This window comes from Flavobacterium sp. (assembly GCF_031363805.1).
Classification (GTDB): domain Bacteria; phylum Bacteroidota; class Bacteroidia; order Flavobacteriales; family Flavobacteriaceae; genus Flavobacterium.
On record NZ_JANLVD010000085.1, the window covers coordinates 1 to 15,955 of the forward strand.

Sequence of the window (15,955 nt, forward strand, 5' to 3'; positions counted from 1 at the left end):
AAAATATTTAGACGAATATTTTTATAGATTAAATCGTTCGATTTATAAAGAAACAATATTCGACAATCTATTCAAAAGATTGGTAAGCCATAAACACTATGGTTGGAATCAAATAGTAGTAATTAAGTAAGTAACTCGATAATTTTTTAAGATATTCTAGTTTAAAAATGGATTTTTTTAAACATAAATTGTATGTAGGAATAGCAATTGTAAGTTTTATTTCATTATTCTTAATGACATATTTTTTCTTTCAAATGGAAAATAAATTTCGGCTTGAGTTTTTGAAAATTGGATTTTTAGTTTTAATATATCCATTTCTTCGGAAATATTTTTTTTTGAAAATGGTTATAGTAAGTTTCTGTATTACATATATTACTGTATACATTCCTATTTTTTCAAAAAATATTAATTTGATAGACTCTTGGATTTTAATATCACGAAGATTTTTAATTGTAGTGTGTTTGTTGATTCCTTCTGAGATTGTTGATGTTAAGATGGATTCCAAAACATTATTTACATTGCCACAAAAAATTGGAATTTTCAAAACTAAAATATTAGGATATTTTTTATTGCTAGGGTTTATAGTACTTGAATTTTTTGGATTATCCTTGATAGTCAATATTTCAATTGGAATTATTGTGGCTATTTTTATATTTTTTTCCAACGAAAACAGAACCAAAACTTACACCAATTTTTGGGTAGAAAGCATTCCTATTTTGTGGTTATTTTTGTTGCTTATTTTGCGAAATTTAAAATTTGACATTGAATCTTAAATGCAAACAATTTTATTTTTTATAGCATACAATACCAGTCCAATTCTAGTTTTTAATTCTAGTTTTTGGAATAAATTTTCTCGATAACCATCAATTGTTTTTGGACTAAGGCACATGCCATCTGCAATTTCTTTGTATGTTTTTTCGGTGCAAGCCAATTTTATAAATTCGACTTCTCTTTCTTTCAATAAAACTTTGTTATCATTATTGCCCAATTTATTGATAAGCAATCCTGAAATCATTTCAGTGTAATAAAATCCTTTGTGATAGACTTCCAATAACGCTTCTTTAAACATGGTTGGATGTGTATCTTTTAGCAAATAACCCTTGGCACCGTTTGTTATCATTTTCATTATAGTATCTTCATCATCATTTACAGAAAGTGCTAAAACTTTGAGATCTGGTTGGTTTGCCTTTAACCATTTCATGGTTTCAACTCCATCCATAATTGGCATATTTACATCGAGCAAAACAATATTGGGTTTTTCAAATTCATCAGCAGAGAATGAGTTTATAAACTCTTTGCCATTGCAATAGCTACCTGTAACTTCAAATTCTTTAAAAGTTCCTATTAAATAAGCAAGTGATTGCGAAAATAAAAGATGGTCATCTACAATTATTATTTTAATTTTTTCCATGATTTTAAATATAATCTTCTGTTTTTATAGGATAATCAATCATTAAAACGGTTCCTTTGTTTGCATCTGAATAAATGGTAAAATCGGCTCCAATCAAATCGGCTCTGGTTTCAATATTTGAAAGTCCTGAACCTTTTGGGCTGTTTTCAATATCAAATCCATTGCCTGTGTCTATAATATCGATTTTGCAATTATTTTCTGAAAACAAAATATTAATAGTAATGCTGTCGCTGTGAGAATGGCGTAATATATTGGAGATGGCTTCTTGCAAAATTCTATAAATAATGGTTTCATGTTCTTTGTTAATAGGTTGAATCTCGCCATCAATATTTAGTTTGCATTTTATTTTTTTGAGTTGTTTTATTCTTTCCAGATCTTCAGAAATTGCGGCAATAAAGCTAGTGTTTAAAAATATATCTCCATTCATTATTTTGGATAACAATCTAATTTCATTTAAAGATTTATTTACCAATTCTTTGATATTTTTTAAATCTTTTTTAGAATAATGGTCTTCGCTTTCAATAATAATATTCATGTGCATTAAAGCTACTGAAAGTATTTGACCAATATTATCGTGAAGTTCTCTGCTAACATTGGTGAGTGTTTGTTCTTTTATTTCAATTTTCGATTTGGTGAGTTCAGATTGAAAAAGCAATTCAGCTTCCATTTTATCCATTAAGAATTTGGATTTCTTTTTCTGAAAAAAAAAGAACAAAATAAATACTGTTAGCAATAGTGTAAATAATACTATACTAAAGGAAATTATTAATAATTGTATTTCTTCTCGCTCCATATAAAACCAATTATAAAACAACTATGCATTAACAAATTTAAAACAAATAATACCAAATTAAATACTGCATCATTATTTTCAAGTAAAAAAAACATACTTGTAAACATAAATGGCAAAAAGGAAACGTGAAAAATTAATATTCCAATAACAAACCAAAAATATATTGATCTTTTAAAATTTAATATCATTTTAGAGTTTAATATTTCAAATAAATAGAGGAATGACAGTAATAATATTATTAAAACTCCAACCACGAAAACATAAGTAAATGGACTGGCTAGATTTCTTTGAACGAAAAGAAAGTTGAATCCATAAAAAAGAACGTATATTATCAGCGAAACTGATGCTATTCTTTGATTTCTAATTTTTATAAGTAACAATTTTAATAACACTATGTAATAGGTAAAGCTAATTAATATGTAAAAATTGTAAATAGGAAAATTAACTATTCCTGTCCAATCATTTATGTTAGTACCTATATAATCAATAATAAAAGCAAGCCAAATAAAATACAACAAGGATTTAGCCTTATTATTAGGGAGTTTGTTATAAAAAAAAACTCCTGGAATAGCAGATAATAAGGCTAAATACGTTGTATATTGGCTTAAATTTTGTAGCATTTACTGAATTGTTGGGTATTCGATTTTTGGCGGGTGTCCCATTCCTCCATAATTCAAAGGTTGAACTTCTGTGACATCTACATTTTCCTCAGTTGCTGGTCTAGATTGAAATCTTTGCATTGTATTTTCATTTTTTAATACATTCACTCGCTTCATAGTTGGTGACAAAAATATGGTAGTCAAGCCTGCTTTGTGCTGATAGGTAACTGTGTCGTTTGGATAAACGCCCAAATAAAACCGTATTCCATTAATTTCTTTGTTGCTTTTTTTGGCCTCACATTTTGCATAATAAAGGTAACTTTCCAATTCTTCAATAGAATACCAAGCGGCATTTGCATCTAGTCGATTGATGCTTTGTTCAATAATACCAGAACGCTCTCGAATATATCTTTGATTTAAATCTTTAGCCAAATCTTGACTAATTAATTGTTTTGGAGGCTCAGGATTTTTTTCGCAAGAAGTTAAAGCAAAAAGAGATCCTACAACTACTGTAATAAATTTCATTTTTTTCATTTTTTTGTTTTTAGTTATTATTTCTACAAATGTATTTTTAATGGTTTTCTGTAGCAAGGGGAAATATACCCTTTTTCTCTCACTAATTTATGTTTTTTTTTATAGTTAAAAAACTGCTTTAAAAAAGGGTTAATTACCTCTTTTGCAGCATGATATAATAATTCAATTTTACCAAATCAAATTAGTGCACAAATTGATAGGTGAAATCTGAAAAACCTTTAAAGAGTAAGAAACAATTAAAAATACTAGAAATTATGAGTTTATATCATGAAGTTTTTCAAGGGGAATCGTTCAGCGAACAAGATTACTTTGAAGCAGTTAGATATGTTTTAGGACCTGAATATTCAAATTTAGGAGAAAGTGAATTAGAAAATGTGCTTTTATCAAGAGTTGACCAAATGTCTGAAAGCGAAGCAGAAAACTTTTGGTCGAGCTTAGGAAATGTAGCAAGTAACATCGGTTCTGGCGTACTACGTGCAGTTTCTGCTGCTGCTCCTATTGTAGGAACGGCTGTTGGTACTTACTTCGGAGCGCCACAAATAGGCGGTGCGCTGGGAGGTTTAGTAAGTAATTTGGCAGGATCTGGAGCAACAGCTTTGTCAAATTATAATCAGCAAAATCAACAAAGACAGCAACAACAGGCACCACAAAGACGATATGCACCGCAACAACAACAGCCTCAATATCAAAATCCACCATCGCAATTTAGACAGACTTTTAATAATACAGGTCGCTATTTAGCCAATGCCGGAAGAGCCGCTTTGCCTGCAATTAACCAATACATTCAGGATAATCCAGTACAATTAAATCCACAAGCGAGACAAGATATTGGTAGAGTTCAAAATTTATATGGACAATTGGGCGGTATAATCAACAATCCACAATTTCAAGCAGGACAAGCACAACAAAGTTTAGGAACCGCTAGTCCAAACGCACCAATTGAAAGTCACTCGTTTGCCGAATTGATTGAAAATGTAAATTATTTGACAGAGAACATTTTGTATGAATACTACAATGGTGGTTTTATTCCAAGTGAAGATTATTTTGTAAACGATTATGGTCAGTTTGTAGGTAGCAATGCGCCAAGCAGAATCAATCGAGTACAAACATCTATTGCAAGTTTATAATTATTAAAAAAGATGGCTATGGAAGCGTATATACAAATGTTGAAAGATCAAAATCCAGAAATGGCAAAATATTTTGAGATGATGCAACCCATGATGGAAAAAAAAGAAACTATTGAAGAAACTCCTTTTATTGATTTGGAATTGGAAGAAAAAATCAAAAAAATCAAAAGGGTAAACCAAAAGCTTTTCACCATTGTAGAGGAATTAAAAGCACAATTAAATTTTGAATTATCGCAAAACGATGACTTAGCAAAAGCCATTGGCGCTTGCACCGAATGTTTTGGAGAAAACAAAGATTGTACGGAATGTTTTGGAACTGGAAAACCAGGAAACAATGTGCCTGATTTTATTCTTTTCAACAAGTATGTACAACCAGCTATATTAAAATACAACAAACATTATTTCAATAAAAATTAAATACATATTAACAATTAAAAATTAAAGTTATGAGCTATTACGAAAGTTATTTAGACGAAGATTTATTAAACGAAGATTTATTAAATGAAGATTTACTAGAAAGTTATGGAGAAAGTTTTGACGAATCAAGATCAAACAGAAGACCATTCAGCAGAATTAATCCTTCTGTAAGTCCAGGTGTAAGACAGCGTTCAAATTTTGGAAACAATTTAAGTGGGAAAGCTGCTGATTATGCAACAAAAAGCGATTTAAAAAAATCATTAGATAGTATTTCTAAAGATGTAAATGAACTTAAAACCACCACTATTGCAACCAACAAAGCATTGGTTTCATTAGATGCAAAACACACAGAATTAGCAAAGATTGATGCAAGAAAAGGCGAAAATCAAACTAAAGTGTTGAAAAATATGCAAATGATGAGCATGATGGGTTCGTTATTAAATCAACCAAAGTTGAAAGTTGAAAATCTTCAAGTTGTTCAAGCTACAGCCGATACACCTGAACATATAGTTGTAAAGCCAGGTACAAACCCAATTGAGGTTGATATGACTATGTCAGTAATCATGTCAATGATGACTACAGCTGGTGATTCAGGTTCAGGAAAATCATCAGATAGTATGAGTACTTTTTTACCATTGATGTTGCTTATGAACAAAGATAGTTCTAGCAACAATATGTTACCATTAGTACTTATGATGACTATGAACAAATAAAAAATACTTGGGCGGCAAAATACTGCTGCCCAATATTTCATTTTTTAACAATTAAATATAAGAAACTATGAATCCACTTAATCTAATTATGAGTTATTTTATAGCAAACAGCAGAGCTGAATACTATAATGTAAAAGATCCACAAGAAATTCAAAAAACCGGGCTTATTGCTGGAATGATATCCACCAATCCAATAATCAGCTATTTGCTCATTGAAAATAAAGCAAAAGAATTGCAAGTAATTCCTGCTAGAAATCCTGCTCCAACTGGAACAGCAACTCCTGCAATTCCTGCAATTCCAGCACCGAAAGCAACTACTCCAGATCCTATTTTGGTAAAATTGGAAGAGCTTGATAAAAAATTGGGCGAGAATCAAAAAGCCATTACAGAGCTTAACAAAAAGGCAGAGTCTATCGAAAAATCTTCACAGGAAAACAAGACCGCAATAGAAAGCATTAATACCAAAATTGTTGAATTGCCAAAAGTTATAGATAGAATAAATGTGCTTGAGAAAAAGGTTGAAATGCTAAGTGCTGTCAAACCCGCCGTTGTTGCTGAAGTAAAACCATTAACAAAAAAATAAAAATGCCATGGAAACTATTAGTGTTAATAAAACCGATGAGGTGTTGCAAACGCTCAAAAAAATAGATAAAAAAATAGATCTATTAGAAGCAAAAAGTATTGAAAATATATCAAAACTTATGGATGATAAATTTTCAAAGAATTTTCTAAAAGTTGGAAGTATTCAAACACAAAAACTTTCAGATGAATTGGATTTTGAAATTAAAGATATTCAATTAAAAAATGAAATTGAAAAGTTTGCGAAACGTAAAAAAGACATTCAAAAATTACTTTTAGACAAAAATATTCAAAAACTATCCAAAAATGACCAAGAAATTTTATCTAAACTTGATAAAATATCTAGTAAAGGTGGGATTTTAGATAGGTTTTTAAAATCTCTAGAAAAGGATGGAGACTTCTCTTATTTTAATTTATTGTCAAGTTCATTCTTATCAAGTTCGATTTTCGATATTGAACGTAAATTATCGGATTTAGCTAAAATCTCAGAACCCATAATTCCTTAAATCATGGATCCCCGACTCAAAATAATATTATATGGAAATCCAGAAGAGGAGCTTTCATTATTGATGCGGCTATCAAATACAAAACAGTATCCAAAAAATTGCAAAGTGATTTCGCAATTTGGAGATATTATTAGTTGTAGAATAATAAGAAAATTTTTGAACAAAGTTTATAACAGTCCAGAAGTTAAAAGCCTAAAAGCCCCGAGAGTAATTCCGTCAGACGATGTTTTGAGTGAAAAAGTTAGAAGATACAAATGCAAGTCAAAAATACAAAACAATGAAAATGAAACATCGAAAGTGGTTTTTGGCATAGTCGATTTTGGGTTCGATTTTACACATCCTGATTTTATAAATAATGGAAAAACCAGATTTGAAAAAATTTGGGTACAATCAGAAAAAAACGATGGCAACAAGTTTGGATACGGCAAATATATTAATGAAAATCAGTTAAATGATGCTTTGGACAGTGACTTTCCATTCAAAAAAATTGGCTATCATCCTGGAAAATCAGATTTGTTTGGAACAGGATCTCACGGAACGCATGTTTTAGGCATTGCTTGCGGAAATGGAAGTGTAGCCAACAAAAGTTTTGCGCCTAACTCCACCATAATAGCGGTTGATATGGGATCAAATTTGGTCAATGGTTCCAATTTATCCCTTGGAGATTCTGTAAAGTTAATTGAAGGATTGGATTTTATTTTAACCGAAGCAGGAAATCGTCCAGTCGTAATTAATATGAGTCTTGGCGGTCATGGTGATGCACATACAGGACAAACACTAGTGGAACAAGCTATTGACAATGTGTTAATTTCTCGCAATAGCACGGCAATAGTACAAAGTACAGGCAATTATCATCAAGCGAAAGCACACACTTATGGCGATATCAAAACTAATGGAAAAATTAAAATTCCATGGATGTTCAAAAAAAACGACAGAACACCAAACGAAATGGAGATTTGGTATGATGGTGAAGATGTTTTAAGTGTGAATATTTATGATGATAATGGAAAATTATTATTGTCATCGACTCCTTTTAAAGATGAAATAATTGTAAAAGACAACCAAGAAGTTGGAATTTGTTTGCACAGAAGCAATGAACCCAACACACACAAAAATCAAATAGATATTTTAATTAACGGCAAATTAAACTCAAAATATTGGACTATTGAACTCATTGGAAAAAAAGTGAATAATGGAAGATACCATTGTTATATTGAAAGAGACGATAGTGGACAATCTATTTTTTTGCCACAAATAGTCAATCAAACACATACAACCAATTCTATTTGTAACTCCAAATACAGTATTGTAGTCGGAGCTTATGATCAAACAGATGATAACAAATCAATATTACCATTTAGCAGTTCAGGACCAACAGTCGACGGCAGAATGAAACCCGAAGTTTTGGCTCCAGGATTTAAAATAAAATCGTCTTGTTCTTCATCAAGTAGACAAGCTCGTGCTTCAAATAAATTGTGCTCAAAAAGTGGTAGCAGTATGGCGGCTCCTTTCGTAGCTTCATTGGTTATTAAAATTCTTGAAAAAGAGCCTAATTTGAATATCAAGCAAATTAGAGAAAAATTATTTAAAGCTTGCGATCCAGCTGTTTTTGCTAAAAATAATTTGGAAATTTTTAGAGCAGGAAATGGTTATGTAAATCCAAACAAAATAATCAACTAAAAAATAGTATCATGGAAAATTATATTACAAATTATAGAAGAAATAATTTCAACAACAATTTATATGAATCAATAAATTATTTCAATGAAAGCGATGACGAATCGCTCCACCAACCACTTATTACAAATGCTTTTCTTTTTAGAAGAAATGCAAACAATGCCAATACTTTAAACGTAATTTTTGAAGGCGATTCTTGGCTCGATTATCCAATTCCTAACATACTTGATTTGTATGATACTATTTCAGATAGAAACCAAAGGTTAAATTTAAACAGTTTGCACCTAGCGAAATTTGGCGAAACCACTACCGATATGTTCAATGATAAAGCAAATTTCGTTCAATACATTAGTAATTATAGAATTGACAGAATATATTTTAGTGGTGGTGGGAATGATGTTTTTCCGCAACTCGGAGCTATTTTAAATCCTGGAATTACAAGGTTTGGCAATAACTTTTTTACTAATCAATCTAAACTAAATGATTTGCGAAATACCGCATCAGGTGACGAACTATATAAAAAATGTATTTTATATAAAAGATATTTAAATACTAGCGCATTCGAAAGTGCACTTTTTAATTCAACAAACTTAAATGGAATTTTCAATACAATTGCAACAAATTATTTAGGATTTGGAAGTATTGTAAATTCCCATTCAACACCAAATACCGTATTTTATATGCATACCTATGATTATCCACTGTATAAATTGGGTGTAAGACCGTCATTACTTAATGTAAGCTTGCCACTTGGACCTTGGATAAAACCTGTATTTGATCGTTTGCAAATAAATGATGAAATTTTAAGATGTTACATCATAATCAGACTTCTTGACAAATTTCATTATTTGTTAAACACTATAAAAGCAACATTCATTTGTAGGGGATTTCAATTTCAAACTCAAATTATAGATTTTCGCGGCCTACTTGATGGCTCACAATACTGGAGAGACGAAATACATCCCAACTCAGCTGGAGCAACAAGATTATCAACTAGAGTTAATTTTTAATCTTAAAACTACAGTCATGAGATTTAGAAACACACAAAATGACTTAACTGTAACGGCAATATGCGGCACAACTTGCTGCTTATTGTCGTTTCATATAGATGTTAAGAAGACCAAAGGATTGCTCGGTTTTGCTATTGAAAGAGAAGATAAAACGGAAAATGAAAAATATTTCCTCAAAGGCTTTAAATATTTTGAAGAAACTAGATTAACCGCTGGCAATGAACAATTATTCACTACATTCGAGCAACCCATACAATCTTTTTTATGGGAAGATTTTACAGTCAAAGCCAAACATGAATATGTTTACAGCATTATCCCAGTTTTTGGAAAACCGAAGCTTCTCAAATATGGAAAAAGTTGCTCAATTACTGTAAATACACCAAGCCATGAGTTGGCTGAGCATGAAGTTTATTTTAATAGAGGCGTGGCTGGAAGCAATGCCTATGCTAGCAAATTCAAAAATAAAAGACCTAGTGAAATGGCTCCAGATGAAAAGGAAACTGCACTTAAGTGGCTTTCCAGAGGTCTTTTTGAAGCTTTAATTGGATTTATAAATTCTGCAAAAGACAATCAATATCAATTGCGGGCTGCTCTTTACGAATTTGAATATCGTCCAGTACTTGAAGCTTTTAAAACTGCTTTCGAGGATAGAAATGTGGACGTTCAAATTGTTTACGACTCCAGAGGACAAAAAGAAAAAAACGAAGAATCCATTTCATTAGTCAATCTTCCTGCATCAATATTAACTCCGCGTACCAAAAATTCAAACTATATTTCCCATAATAAATTCATTATTTTATTAAAAAATAATGTACCAATTTCAGTTTGGACTGGTTCTACAAACATTACAGAAAAAGGAATTTTTGGACAATGCAATACTGGTCACATTATAAAAAATGAAAATATTGCTCAAAAATATTTTGAATACTGGAAATGCCTTCAATCCGATCCTGAATTGACTACAATTAAAAATAAAGCTTTTGAAATTCAAAAAGAATTAAGATTTGATGAAATTCCAAATGGAACATCTGTTTTTTTTAGCCCTAGAAAAAGTAAAGACATTCTTAAAACTTATTCGGATTTTATTAATAACTCCAACTCATTAATATGTGGTATGTTTCCTTTTTCTTTTAATAAATTGATAAAAGAAGCAGTTACAAAACAAACCGATCAGTTAAAATACATTTTGATTGACAAAGAAGATAAAAATACAACATTGGTAACAGACGATTTTGATAATATTATAGTTTACGGCGGGTATTTTGAAGAACCATTGTTCGATTGGTTGAAAGAAAAAAGCGCGGGAGGTTTGTTTAAAAGCGGCACCAATTTTATCCATAATAAAATTATGTTGATAGATCCTATGGGCGAAAATCCAATTGTTGTTATAGGTTCTGCAAATTTTAGCGATAATAGCATTTCCAATAACGATGAGAATACTTTGATTATAAAAGGAAATAAAGATTTAGCAGATATGTATCTAACAGAATTCGTAAGGGTTTTTAATCATTATTATGTGCGTCAAATTGCAAAAAAAATGACCCAAACCAATAATCGAAATCCATTGCATTTGTTTACAGATTCAAAAGATTGGGTTCCTACTTTTTATAAATTAACCACTTTAAAAGGCAAAAGAAAAAAATTGTATGATAATATGGTGGTTTAATTATCAATAAAAAAAACGCCTCAATTTTCATCGAGACGTTTCCTTCAATTAAAAAAAACCAATTAATTATTAAGAACAATATTAAAAGTAAGACCATTTATAGTAAAAACTGCTAGGTTGTCGCAAGTTCCATTTCCATAATCTAAAGTGGCCGTTTTACCATTTCTTTCGAATGTAATAATGCCTTTTGATAAAATACTTGATTGAGGATAGCAAGAAAATTTTACAATTATCGGAGTTGTAATTGTGCTGGTTTGTACAGATGCATTCGGATAAGTAGTAGTCCAACTTCCAGTTACCTGGTACACATTGTCAGATAATGAAGCATTGCCATATCCTGCAATAATTTCTCTAACTCTTGTTCCAACTCTTGTAAATATTCTTCCATCAGGAAAAGTAGCGGTCATATCCATATTCATCGTAACAATTGGATGGCTGGTAGAAGCGGCAGTTGCGGCGCTCATAACTCTGGTAAATGTTTTATTTCCATTAACTAAAATGGCATTATGATAAAAATTGACGAATTGATAATTGATTGTGTGTGTCGTAGCACTTGGATTGTAAATAAAAGTAATTACTATTTTTCCTTTAAGCACATTTCCATTTGGAAGTGGACAGCCAACTGTTCCAAAATCAATAGTCTTAGTTATCAATGAACCTACAGTTGGTGTTGTTCCAAACGCTGGAACTCTAGAAATTGTGGCGCATGCAGGCGAGAAAGTTTGGGCAGTTTGTGTGCTTTTACCCGTAATACCATCATCTGTGGTTAAATTTTCTTCAACCAATTGAGACAAATCATCGTTCATTATATCCAACTTAGCATTGACAACCGCTTCATCGGCTTTAAAATATTGTTTGTCAATTACATCCGAATTGTCTTCTTTTGAACAACTCATTGCCAGTAAACTCAACACCGTTGAGAACATTAAAATTTTAATTTTCATAATAAATAAATTTAGGGGTTTTTAATTAAGACACAAATAAATAAAAAAGGTTTAATTAAATTTTAAAAAAAACTTAAAACTTTAATATTACCTTTGAAAAGTATATGGATATTACTTCGCAAATAAAAAAACCCATACAAAAGGAAATGGAACTTTTTGAAAAAAAGTTCTACCAATCCATGACCTCAAAAATTGCGCTCCTCAATCGAATCACTTATTATATTGTAAATAGAAAAGGAAAACAGATGCGCCCTATGTTTGTTTTTTTGACCGCAAAAATGATTTCTGATGGTCAAGTTTTAGAACGAACTTATCGCGGTGCTTTGGTTATAGAATTGATTCATACTGCAACATTGGTACATGATGATGTGGTTGATGACAGCAATCGCCGTCGCGGATTTTTCTCCATCAATGCGCTTTGGAAAAATAAAATTGCAGTTCTGGTGGGCGATTATTTGCTCTCAAAAGGATTGTTGCTCTCTATTGATAATGGCGATTTTGATTTGTTAAAAATAATTTCAGTAGCCGTTCGTGAAATGAGTGAAGGCGAATTACTTCAAATTGAAAAAGCACGACGATTGGATATCACTGAGGATATTTACTACGAAATTATCCGTCAAAAAACAGCTACTTTAATTGCGGCTTGTTGCGCTTTGGGAGCAAAATCAGTTTCTGATGATGATGTGCAAGTAGAAAATATGCGAAAATTTGGCGAACTTATCGGAATGGCTTTCCAAATTAAAGACGATTTGTTTGATTATTCGGAAGAAGCCATTGGCAAACCTACTGGAATTGACATTAAAGAACAGAAAATGACCTTGCCACTTATTTACGTATTGAATAATTGTACCAAAAAAGAAAAAGACTGGCTCATCAATTCCATCAAAAATAAAAACAAAGACAAAAAGCGGGTTCGAGAAGTCATTGCTTTTGTAAAAAATCAAAACGGCCTGGCTTACGCGGAAGATAAAATGGTTCAGTTCCAACAAGAAGCACTTTCGCTGATTGAAAATTTCCCAAGTTCTCCCTACAAAGAATCATTAATTTTGATGGTTAATTATGTAATTGAGAGAAAAAAGTAATTTTTTCTCATCTGCAAAGTATTGATTTCATTAGAAAATAAAATTATTTTAAACAACCATGCAACCATTTCGCAACTATTCTCGTCTATGTAAATAGAGGTCTGATTCAATTGCAATTGCAAAAAAACAATTTCAAAAAACAATTGCAAGAGTTTAAATATTAAACTTAAACATTGACACCTAATTTGATTTTTGCCATTGATTTTTTAAATTGAAATTGAGTTTTGATTTTTGACATTGAAATTGCCATTGAACATGAAAGTAATAAACTTACATCAGGAAGAAAAAGAAATAATCCAGCTCGCAGTCGATAACAATCGGTTTGCTCAGCAAAAATTATATTCAAAGTTTTCCGCAAAAATGCTAAGTGTTTGCAGACAATATATTAAGGATATTCATTTGGCCGAAGATGTCATGATTACCGCTTTCATGAAAGTATTTACCAATTTGAAAAATTTTGAGGACAAAGGCAGTTTTGAAGGTTGGATTCGCAGGATTATGGTAAACGAATGCATATCGTACATTAGAGTTCAAAAGCAAGTAAAATTTATTGAAGATGAAACTTATTTTGAAGAAAGTTTCAATAACATTGAAAGTCAATTTTCGGTAGATGATATTCAGTTTTTAATTGATGGTTTGCCCGACGGATACAAAATGGTTTTCAATTTGTATGCTATTGAAGGATTCAAACATCAGGAAATAGCACAAATGTTGGGCATTAATGAAGGAACATCGAAATCGCAATTGTCGCACGCACGCAAAATGTTGCAAGCACAAATTGCCAAACTAAAAAATTACAACAATGGAACGGAATAAATTAGAAAATCAAATACAAAAAAAGTTGAATGATCGCGAAATTCAACCATCGGCGCAAGCCTGGGATCGTTTGGATGCGATGCTTTCGGTAACTGAAGAAAAAAAGCCAAAAAGAAAATTTCCGTGGTTTTCTATTGCGGCAAGCTTTACAGGAATGTTCATTTTGGCGATGTTTTTATTAAACCAAAGTAAAAATCAAAATTCGATAATAAATAATCGTGAAACAATTGTAAATACGATTGAAACTGTAAAAGATGCTGAAAATGTTATTACTGATGCTGTAATAGAAAATAAAATAGCTATTAAAAAACCAACGCCTCAAAACATAGTTACGATTGCTGAAAGTAAAAATCAAAAAATAAAAGCAAAAAACAAATCTCAAAAGGTTCAAAATATCGTAAAAATTGTAGAACAGCCACAGGAAATTATAGCTGAGGTTGCCACCGAAAAAACAATTGAAAAGAAAAATTTAGAAATCAATCCAGAATCACTTTTGGTAGCCATAGAAAAAGAAAATATCGAAAATAAAACCAATCCCAAATCAAAAATAAAAATAAACCCAAGTGCTTTACTTTCGCAAGTCGACGGCGAAATTGAGCTTTCCTTCAGACAAAAAGTTATTAAAACAATCAACAAAAATTACAACAGTACCAAAGTAGCTTTGGCTACCAGAAATCAGGAGTAGCAATCATCAATCATTATTTAAATCAAAACATTATGAGAAATTTTATCATTTACTTAGCCATTTTTCTATGCACATTAGCAAGCAAAATTGCAGCACAGGAAACAGTGCAAACATTCGAAATTAAAGCCAAAGAAATTGCTTTAAAAATAGAAAAAATTACCACAGAAGAAAAACAAGCACTCAAAGAATTGGTGGAAGCTGTTAATCTCAAATTGGAGAAAGGAACCATCAACAAGCAACAGGCTGATGATCAGAAAATGAAACTAGCCACAACATCGGCCAACAATATTGAAAGCCGATTGACTCTGGAAGAAGCCAAACTCACACAGTTGGTCAAAGACAAAGTAGAAGGGAAACTCGCCAAAAGCGATACAGTTTCTAAACACCGAAGAAAATCAATATCTATATTTTATGGAGATGATCCCAACAAAAAAGATTCCATTCACAAGGAAAAATCTGAAAGAAGAACAACCTCACAGTTTGTTTTTGCCGCTGGATTCAATAATCTTGTCACCAATGAGCAAGTCGCAAAATCAGATTTTAGATACATGGGTTCACATTTTTATGAGTGGGGAATGACTTATAACACCAGAATACTCAATGCATCAAATTTATTGCATTTCAAATATGGCTTCTCTGTTATGTACAATAATTTGCGACCAACACAACAAAGAATTTTCGTTGAGAACAACAATCAAACTGTGTTGCAAGCCTCAGGAATTGAATTAAAAGATTCGCGTTTTAAAAATGTAAATTTGGTTATTCCCATTCATTTTGAACTCGATTTTTCAAAAAACAAAATGAAAGATGACAAGCCTTTTTTCAAATCACACGATAGTTTCAGAATTGGATTAGGAGGTTTTGCAGGTGTGAATCTAAAATCCAAACAATACATTGAGTTCAATGATTTATCCGACAATTATGTGCACCAAATATCCAAAGGAAATTACAATACAAACGATTTTGTGTACGGATTAAGCACCTATATTGGCTACAAAGCAACCAGTTTGTATTTAAAATATGATTTGAATCCGCTTTTTTCTGACAATACAATCAAACAAAACAATGTGTCTTTGGGTTTGAGGTTTGATTTTAATTAAATCATACATTTATAATATTAAAAAGTGTTTCGAGAGGAGCACTTTTTTTATGGTTATAATGGAAATTGTTTTGGTTGCTTTATTTATAAAATTAGGTAAATTGGGATTTAAATGTAAATTTGGGTGATGATTAAAAATTTAGTAGAAATATATAGAAAATCATTGTTGTCCGATAAAAAAGAAGCCAAATTAATGGCTTCTTAAAAAACATCGTAATTTTGAGTTGCAAAATTCAAATAACGATGGGCAAAAATAAGTATTTTTCGACTAAATCTGTTTTCGGACAGTTGATTTCT

At 31.1% G+C, this 15,955-nt stretch carries 17 protein-coding genes and 1 pseudogene; 14 read left to right on the plus strand and 4 right to left on the minus strand.

Annotation, left to right across the window (positions count from 1 at the left end; translation table 11 throughout):
• Positions 1-130: pseudogene (locus RMN92_RS04760) on the plus strand (IS1595 family transposase); the annotation flags it as partial.
• A gap of 211 nt (positions 131-341) precedes the next feature.
• The gene (locus RMN92_RS04765) at positions 342-773 is read left to right on the plus strand and encodes a hypothetical protein (RefSeq protein WP_309608322.1); all 432 of its coding nucleotides are present in this window, start codon (positions 342-344) and stop codon (positions 771-773) included.
• On the opposite strand, the gene RMN92_RS04770 is transcribed toward RMN92_RS04765, so the two are convergent.
• From RMN92_RS04770 to RMN92_RS04780, 3 genes are all read right to left on the minus strand, one after another.
• Complete coding sequence (locus tag RMN92_RS04770; RefSeq protein WP_309608323.1) at positions 770-1,411, minus strand: response regulator transcription factor; 642 nt, start codon at positions 1,409-1,411, stop codon at positions 770-772. The two genes, RMN92_RS04765 and RMN92_RS04770, sit on opposite strands and share 4 nt — an antisense overlap.
• Positions 1,412-1,415: 4 nt before the next feature.
• On the minus strand, positions 1,416-2,087 hold the full coding sequence (locus RMN92_RS04775) for an ATP-binding protein (protein WP_309608324.1): 672 nt from the start codon (positions 2,085-2,087) through the stop codon (positions 1,416-1,418).
• 737 nt (positions 2,088-2,824) lie between these two features.
• Entirely contained in the window at positions 2,825-3,328 is a 504-nt protein-coding gene (locus RMN92_RS04780; RefSeq protein WP_309608325.1) for a hypothetical protein, read from the minus strand.
• 263 nt (positions 3,329-3,591) lie between these two features.
• On the opposite strand from RMN92_RS04780, the gene RMN92_RS04785 reads away from it, so the two are divergent.
• The 8 genes from RMN92_RS04785 to RMN92_RS04820 all read left to right on the plus strand — a co-directional run bounded on the left by RMN92_RS04785 (position 3,592) and on the right by RMN92_RS04820 (position 11,032).
• On the plus strand, positions 3,592-4,464 hold the full coding sequence (locus RMN92_RS04785; protein WP_309608326.1) for a hypothetical protein: 873 nt from the start codon (positions 3,592-3,594) through the stop codon (positions 4,462-4,464).
• 18 nt (positions 4,465-4,482) lie between these two features.
• Positions 4,483-4,881, plus strand: a complete 399-nt coding sequence (locus RMN92_RS04790) for a hypothetical protein (protein WP_309608327.1) — start codon at positions 4,483-4,485, stop codon at positions 4,879-4,881.
• 29 nt (positions 4,882-4,910) lie between these two features.
• Complete coding sequence (locus tag RMN92_RS04795; protein WP_309608328.1) at positions 4,911-5,594, plus strand: hypothetical protein; 684 nt, start codon at positions 4,911-4,913, stop codon at positions 5,592-5,594.
• A 67-nt stretch (positions 5,595-5,661) separates the two neighbouring features.
• On the plus strand, positions 5,662-6,177 hold the full coding sequence (locus RMN92_RS04800) for a hypothetical protein (RefSeq protein ID WP_309608329.1): 516 nt from the start codon (positions 5,662-5,664) through the stop codon (positions 6,175-6,177).
• A gap of 7 nt (positions 6,178-6,184) precedes the next feature.
• Complete coding sequence (locus tag RMN92_RS04805; protein ID WP_309608330.1) at positions 6,185-6,679, plus strand: hypothetical protein; 495 nt, start codon at positions 6,185-6,187, stop codon at positions 6,677-6,679.
• A 3-nt stretch (positions 6,680-6,682) separates the two neighbouring features.
• Positions 6,683-8,359, plus strand: a complete 1,677-nt coding sequence (locus RMN92_RS04810) for a S8 family serine peptidase (RefSeq protein ID WP_309608331.1) — start codon at positions 6,683-6,685, stop codon at positions 8,357-8,359.
• Between the two features lie 11 nt (positions 8,360-8,370).
• A complete protein-coding gene (locus tag RMN92_RS04815; protein ID WP_309608332.1) occupies positions 8,371-9,366 on the plus strand; it encodes a hypothetical protein in 996 nt (331 codons plus the stop codon).
• Positions 9,367-9,382: 16 nt separating this feature from the next.
• Entirely contained in the window at positions 9,383-11,032 is a 1,650-nt protein-coding gene (locus tag RMN92_RS04820; protein WP_309608333.1) for a phospholipase D-like domain-containing protein, read from the plus strand.
• 62 nt (positions 11,033-11,094) lie between these two features.
• Here the strand turns inward: RMN92_RS04820 and RMN92_RS04825 are convergent, their stop codons facing one another.
• Positions 11,095-11,976: a hypothetical protein gene (locus tag RMN92_RS04825; protein ID WP_309608334.1), complete on the minus strand. Its 882-nt coding sequence runs from the start codon at positions 11,974-11,976 to the stop codon at positions 11,095-11,097.
• A gap of 104 nt (positions 11,977-12,080) precedes the next feature.
• Here RMN92_RS04825 and RMN92_RS04830 point away from each other — a divergent pair, with 104 nt between their 5' ends.
• From RMN92_RS04830 to RMN92_RS04845, 4 genes are all read left to right on the plus strand, one after another.
• Positions 12,081-13,058, plus strand: coding sequence for a polyprenyl synthetase family protein (locus RMN92_RS04830; RefSeq protein ID WP_309608335.1), 978 nt, complete (start codon positions 12,081-12,083; stop codon positions 13,056-13,058).
• Positions 13,059-13,313: 255 nt separating this feature from the next.
• The gene (locus tag RMN92_RS04835) at positions 13,314-13,874 is read left to right on the plus strand and encodes an RNA polymerase sigma factor (RefSeq protein ID WP_309608336.1); all 561 of its coding nucleotides are present in this window, start codon (positions 13,314-13,316) and stop codon (positions 13,872-13,874) included.
• Positions 13,861-14,559: a hypothetical protein gene (locus tag RMN92_RS04840; protein WP_309608337.1), complete on the plus strand. Its 699-nt coding sequence runs from the start codon at positions 13,861-13,863 to the stop codon at positions 14,557-14,559. Before RMN92_RS04835 ends, RMN92_RS04840 begins: the two co-directional genes overlap by 14 nt.
• Before the next feature lie 32 nt (positions 14,560-14,591).
• Entirely contained in the window at positions 14,592-15,659 is a 1,068-nt protein-coding gene (locus RMN92_RS04845) for a hypothetical protein (protein WP_309608338.1), read from the plus strand.
• The last annotated feature ends 296 nt before the right edge of the window (positions 15,660-15,955 follow it).

Bases quoted from the DNA above. Each gene is read 5' to 3' on its own strand.
- RMN92_RS04785 (WP_309608326.1), top strand. From the start codon at position 3,592: ATGAGTTTATATCATGAAGTTTTTCAAGGGGAATCGTTCAGCGAACAA.
- RMN92_RS04845 (WP_309608338.1), top strand. From the start codon at position 14,592: ATGAGAAATTTTATCATTTACTTAGCCATTTTTCTATGCACATTAGCA.
- RMN92_RS04780 (WP_309608325.1), bottom strand. From the start codon at position 3,328: ATGAAATTTATTACAGTAGTTGTAGGATCTCTTTTTGCTTTAACTTCT.
- RMN92_RS04810 (WP_309608331.1), top strand. From the start codon at position 6,683: ATGGATCCCCGACTCAAAATAATATTATATGGAAATCCAGAAGAGGAG.
- RMN92_RS04835 (WP_309608336.1), top strand. From the start codon at position 13,314: ATGAAAGTAATAAACTTACATCAGGAAGAAAAAGAAATAATCCAGCTC.
- RMN92_RS04820 (WP_309608333.1), top strand. From the start codon at position 9,383: ATGAGATTTAGAAACACACAAAATGACTTAACTGTAACGGCAATATGC.
- RMN92_RS04775 (WP_309608324.1), bottom strand. From the start codon at position 2,087: ATGGATAAAATGGAAGCTGAATTGCTTTTTCAATCTGAACTCACCAAA.
- RMN92_RS04795 (WP_309608328.1), top strand. From the start codon at position 4,911: ATGAGCTATTACGAAAGTTATTTAGACGAAGATTTATTAAACGAAGAT.
- RMN92_RS04800 (WP_309608329.1), top strand. From the start codon at position 5,662: ATGAATCCACTTAATCTAATTATGAGTTATTTTATAGCAAACAGCAGA.
- RMN92_RS04840 (WP_309608337.1), top strand. From the start codon at position 13,861: ATGGAACGGAATAAATTAGAAAATCAAATACAAAAAAAGTTGAATGAT.
- RMN92_RS04770 (WP_309608323.1), bottom strand. From the start codon at position 1,411: ATGGAAAAAATTAAAATAATAATTGTAGATGACCATCTTTTATTTTCG.
- RMN92_RS04825 (WP_309608334.1), bottom strand. From the start codon at position 11,976: ATGAAAATTAAAATTTTAATGTTCTCAACGGTGTTGAGTTTACTGGCA.
- RMN92_RS04815 (WP_309608332.1), top strand. From the start codon at position 8,371: ATGGAAAATTATATTACAAATTATAGAAGAAATAATTTCAACAACAAT.
- RMN92_RS04790 (WP_309608327.1), top strand. From the start codon at position 4,483: ATGGAAGCGTATATACAAATGTTGAAAGATCAAAATCCAGAAATGGCA.
- RMN92_RS04830 (WP_309608335.1), top strand. From the start codon at position 12,081: ATGGATATTACTTCGCAAATAAAAAAACCCATACAAAAGGAAATGGAA.
- RMN92_RS04805 (WP_309608330.1), top strand. From the start codon at position 6,185: ATGGAAACTATTAGTGTTAATAAAACCGATGAGGTGTTGCAAACGCTC.
- RMN92_RS04765 (WP_309608322.1), top strand. From the start codon at position 342: ATGGTTATAGTAAGTTTCTGTATTACATATATTACTGTATACATTCCT.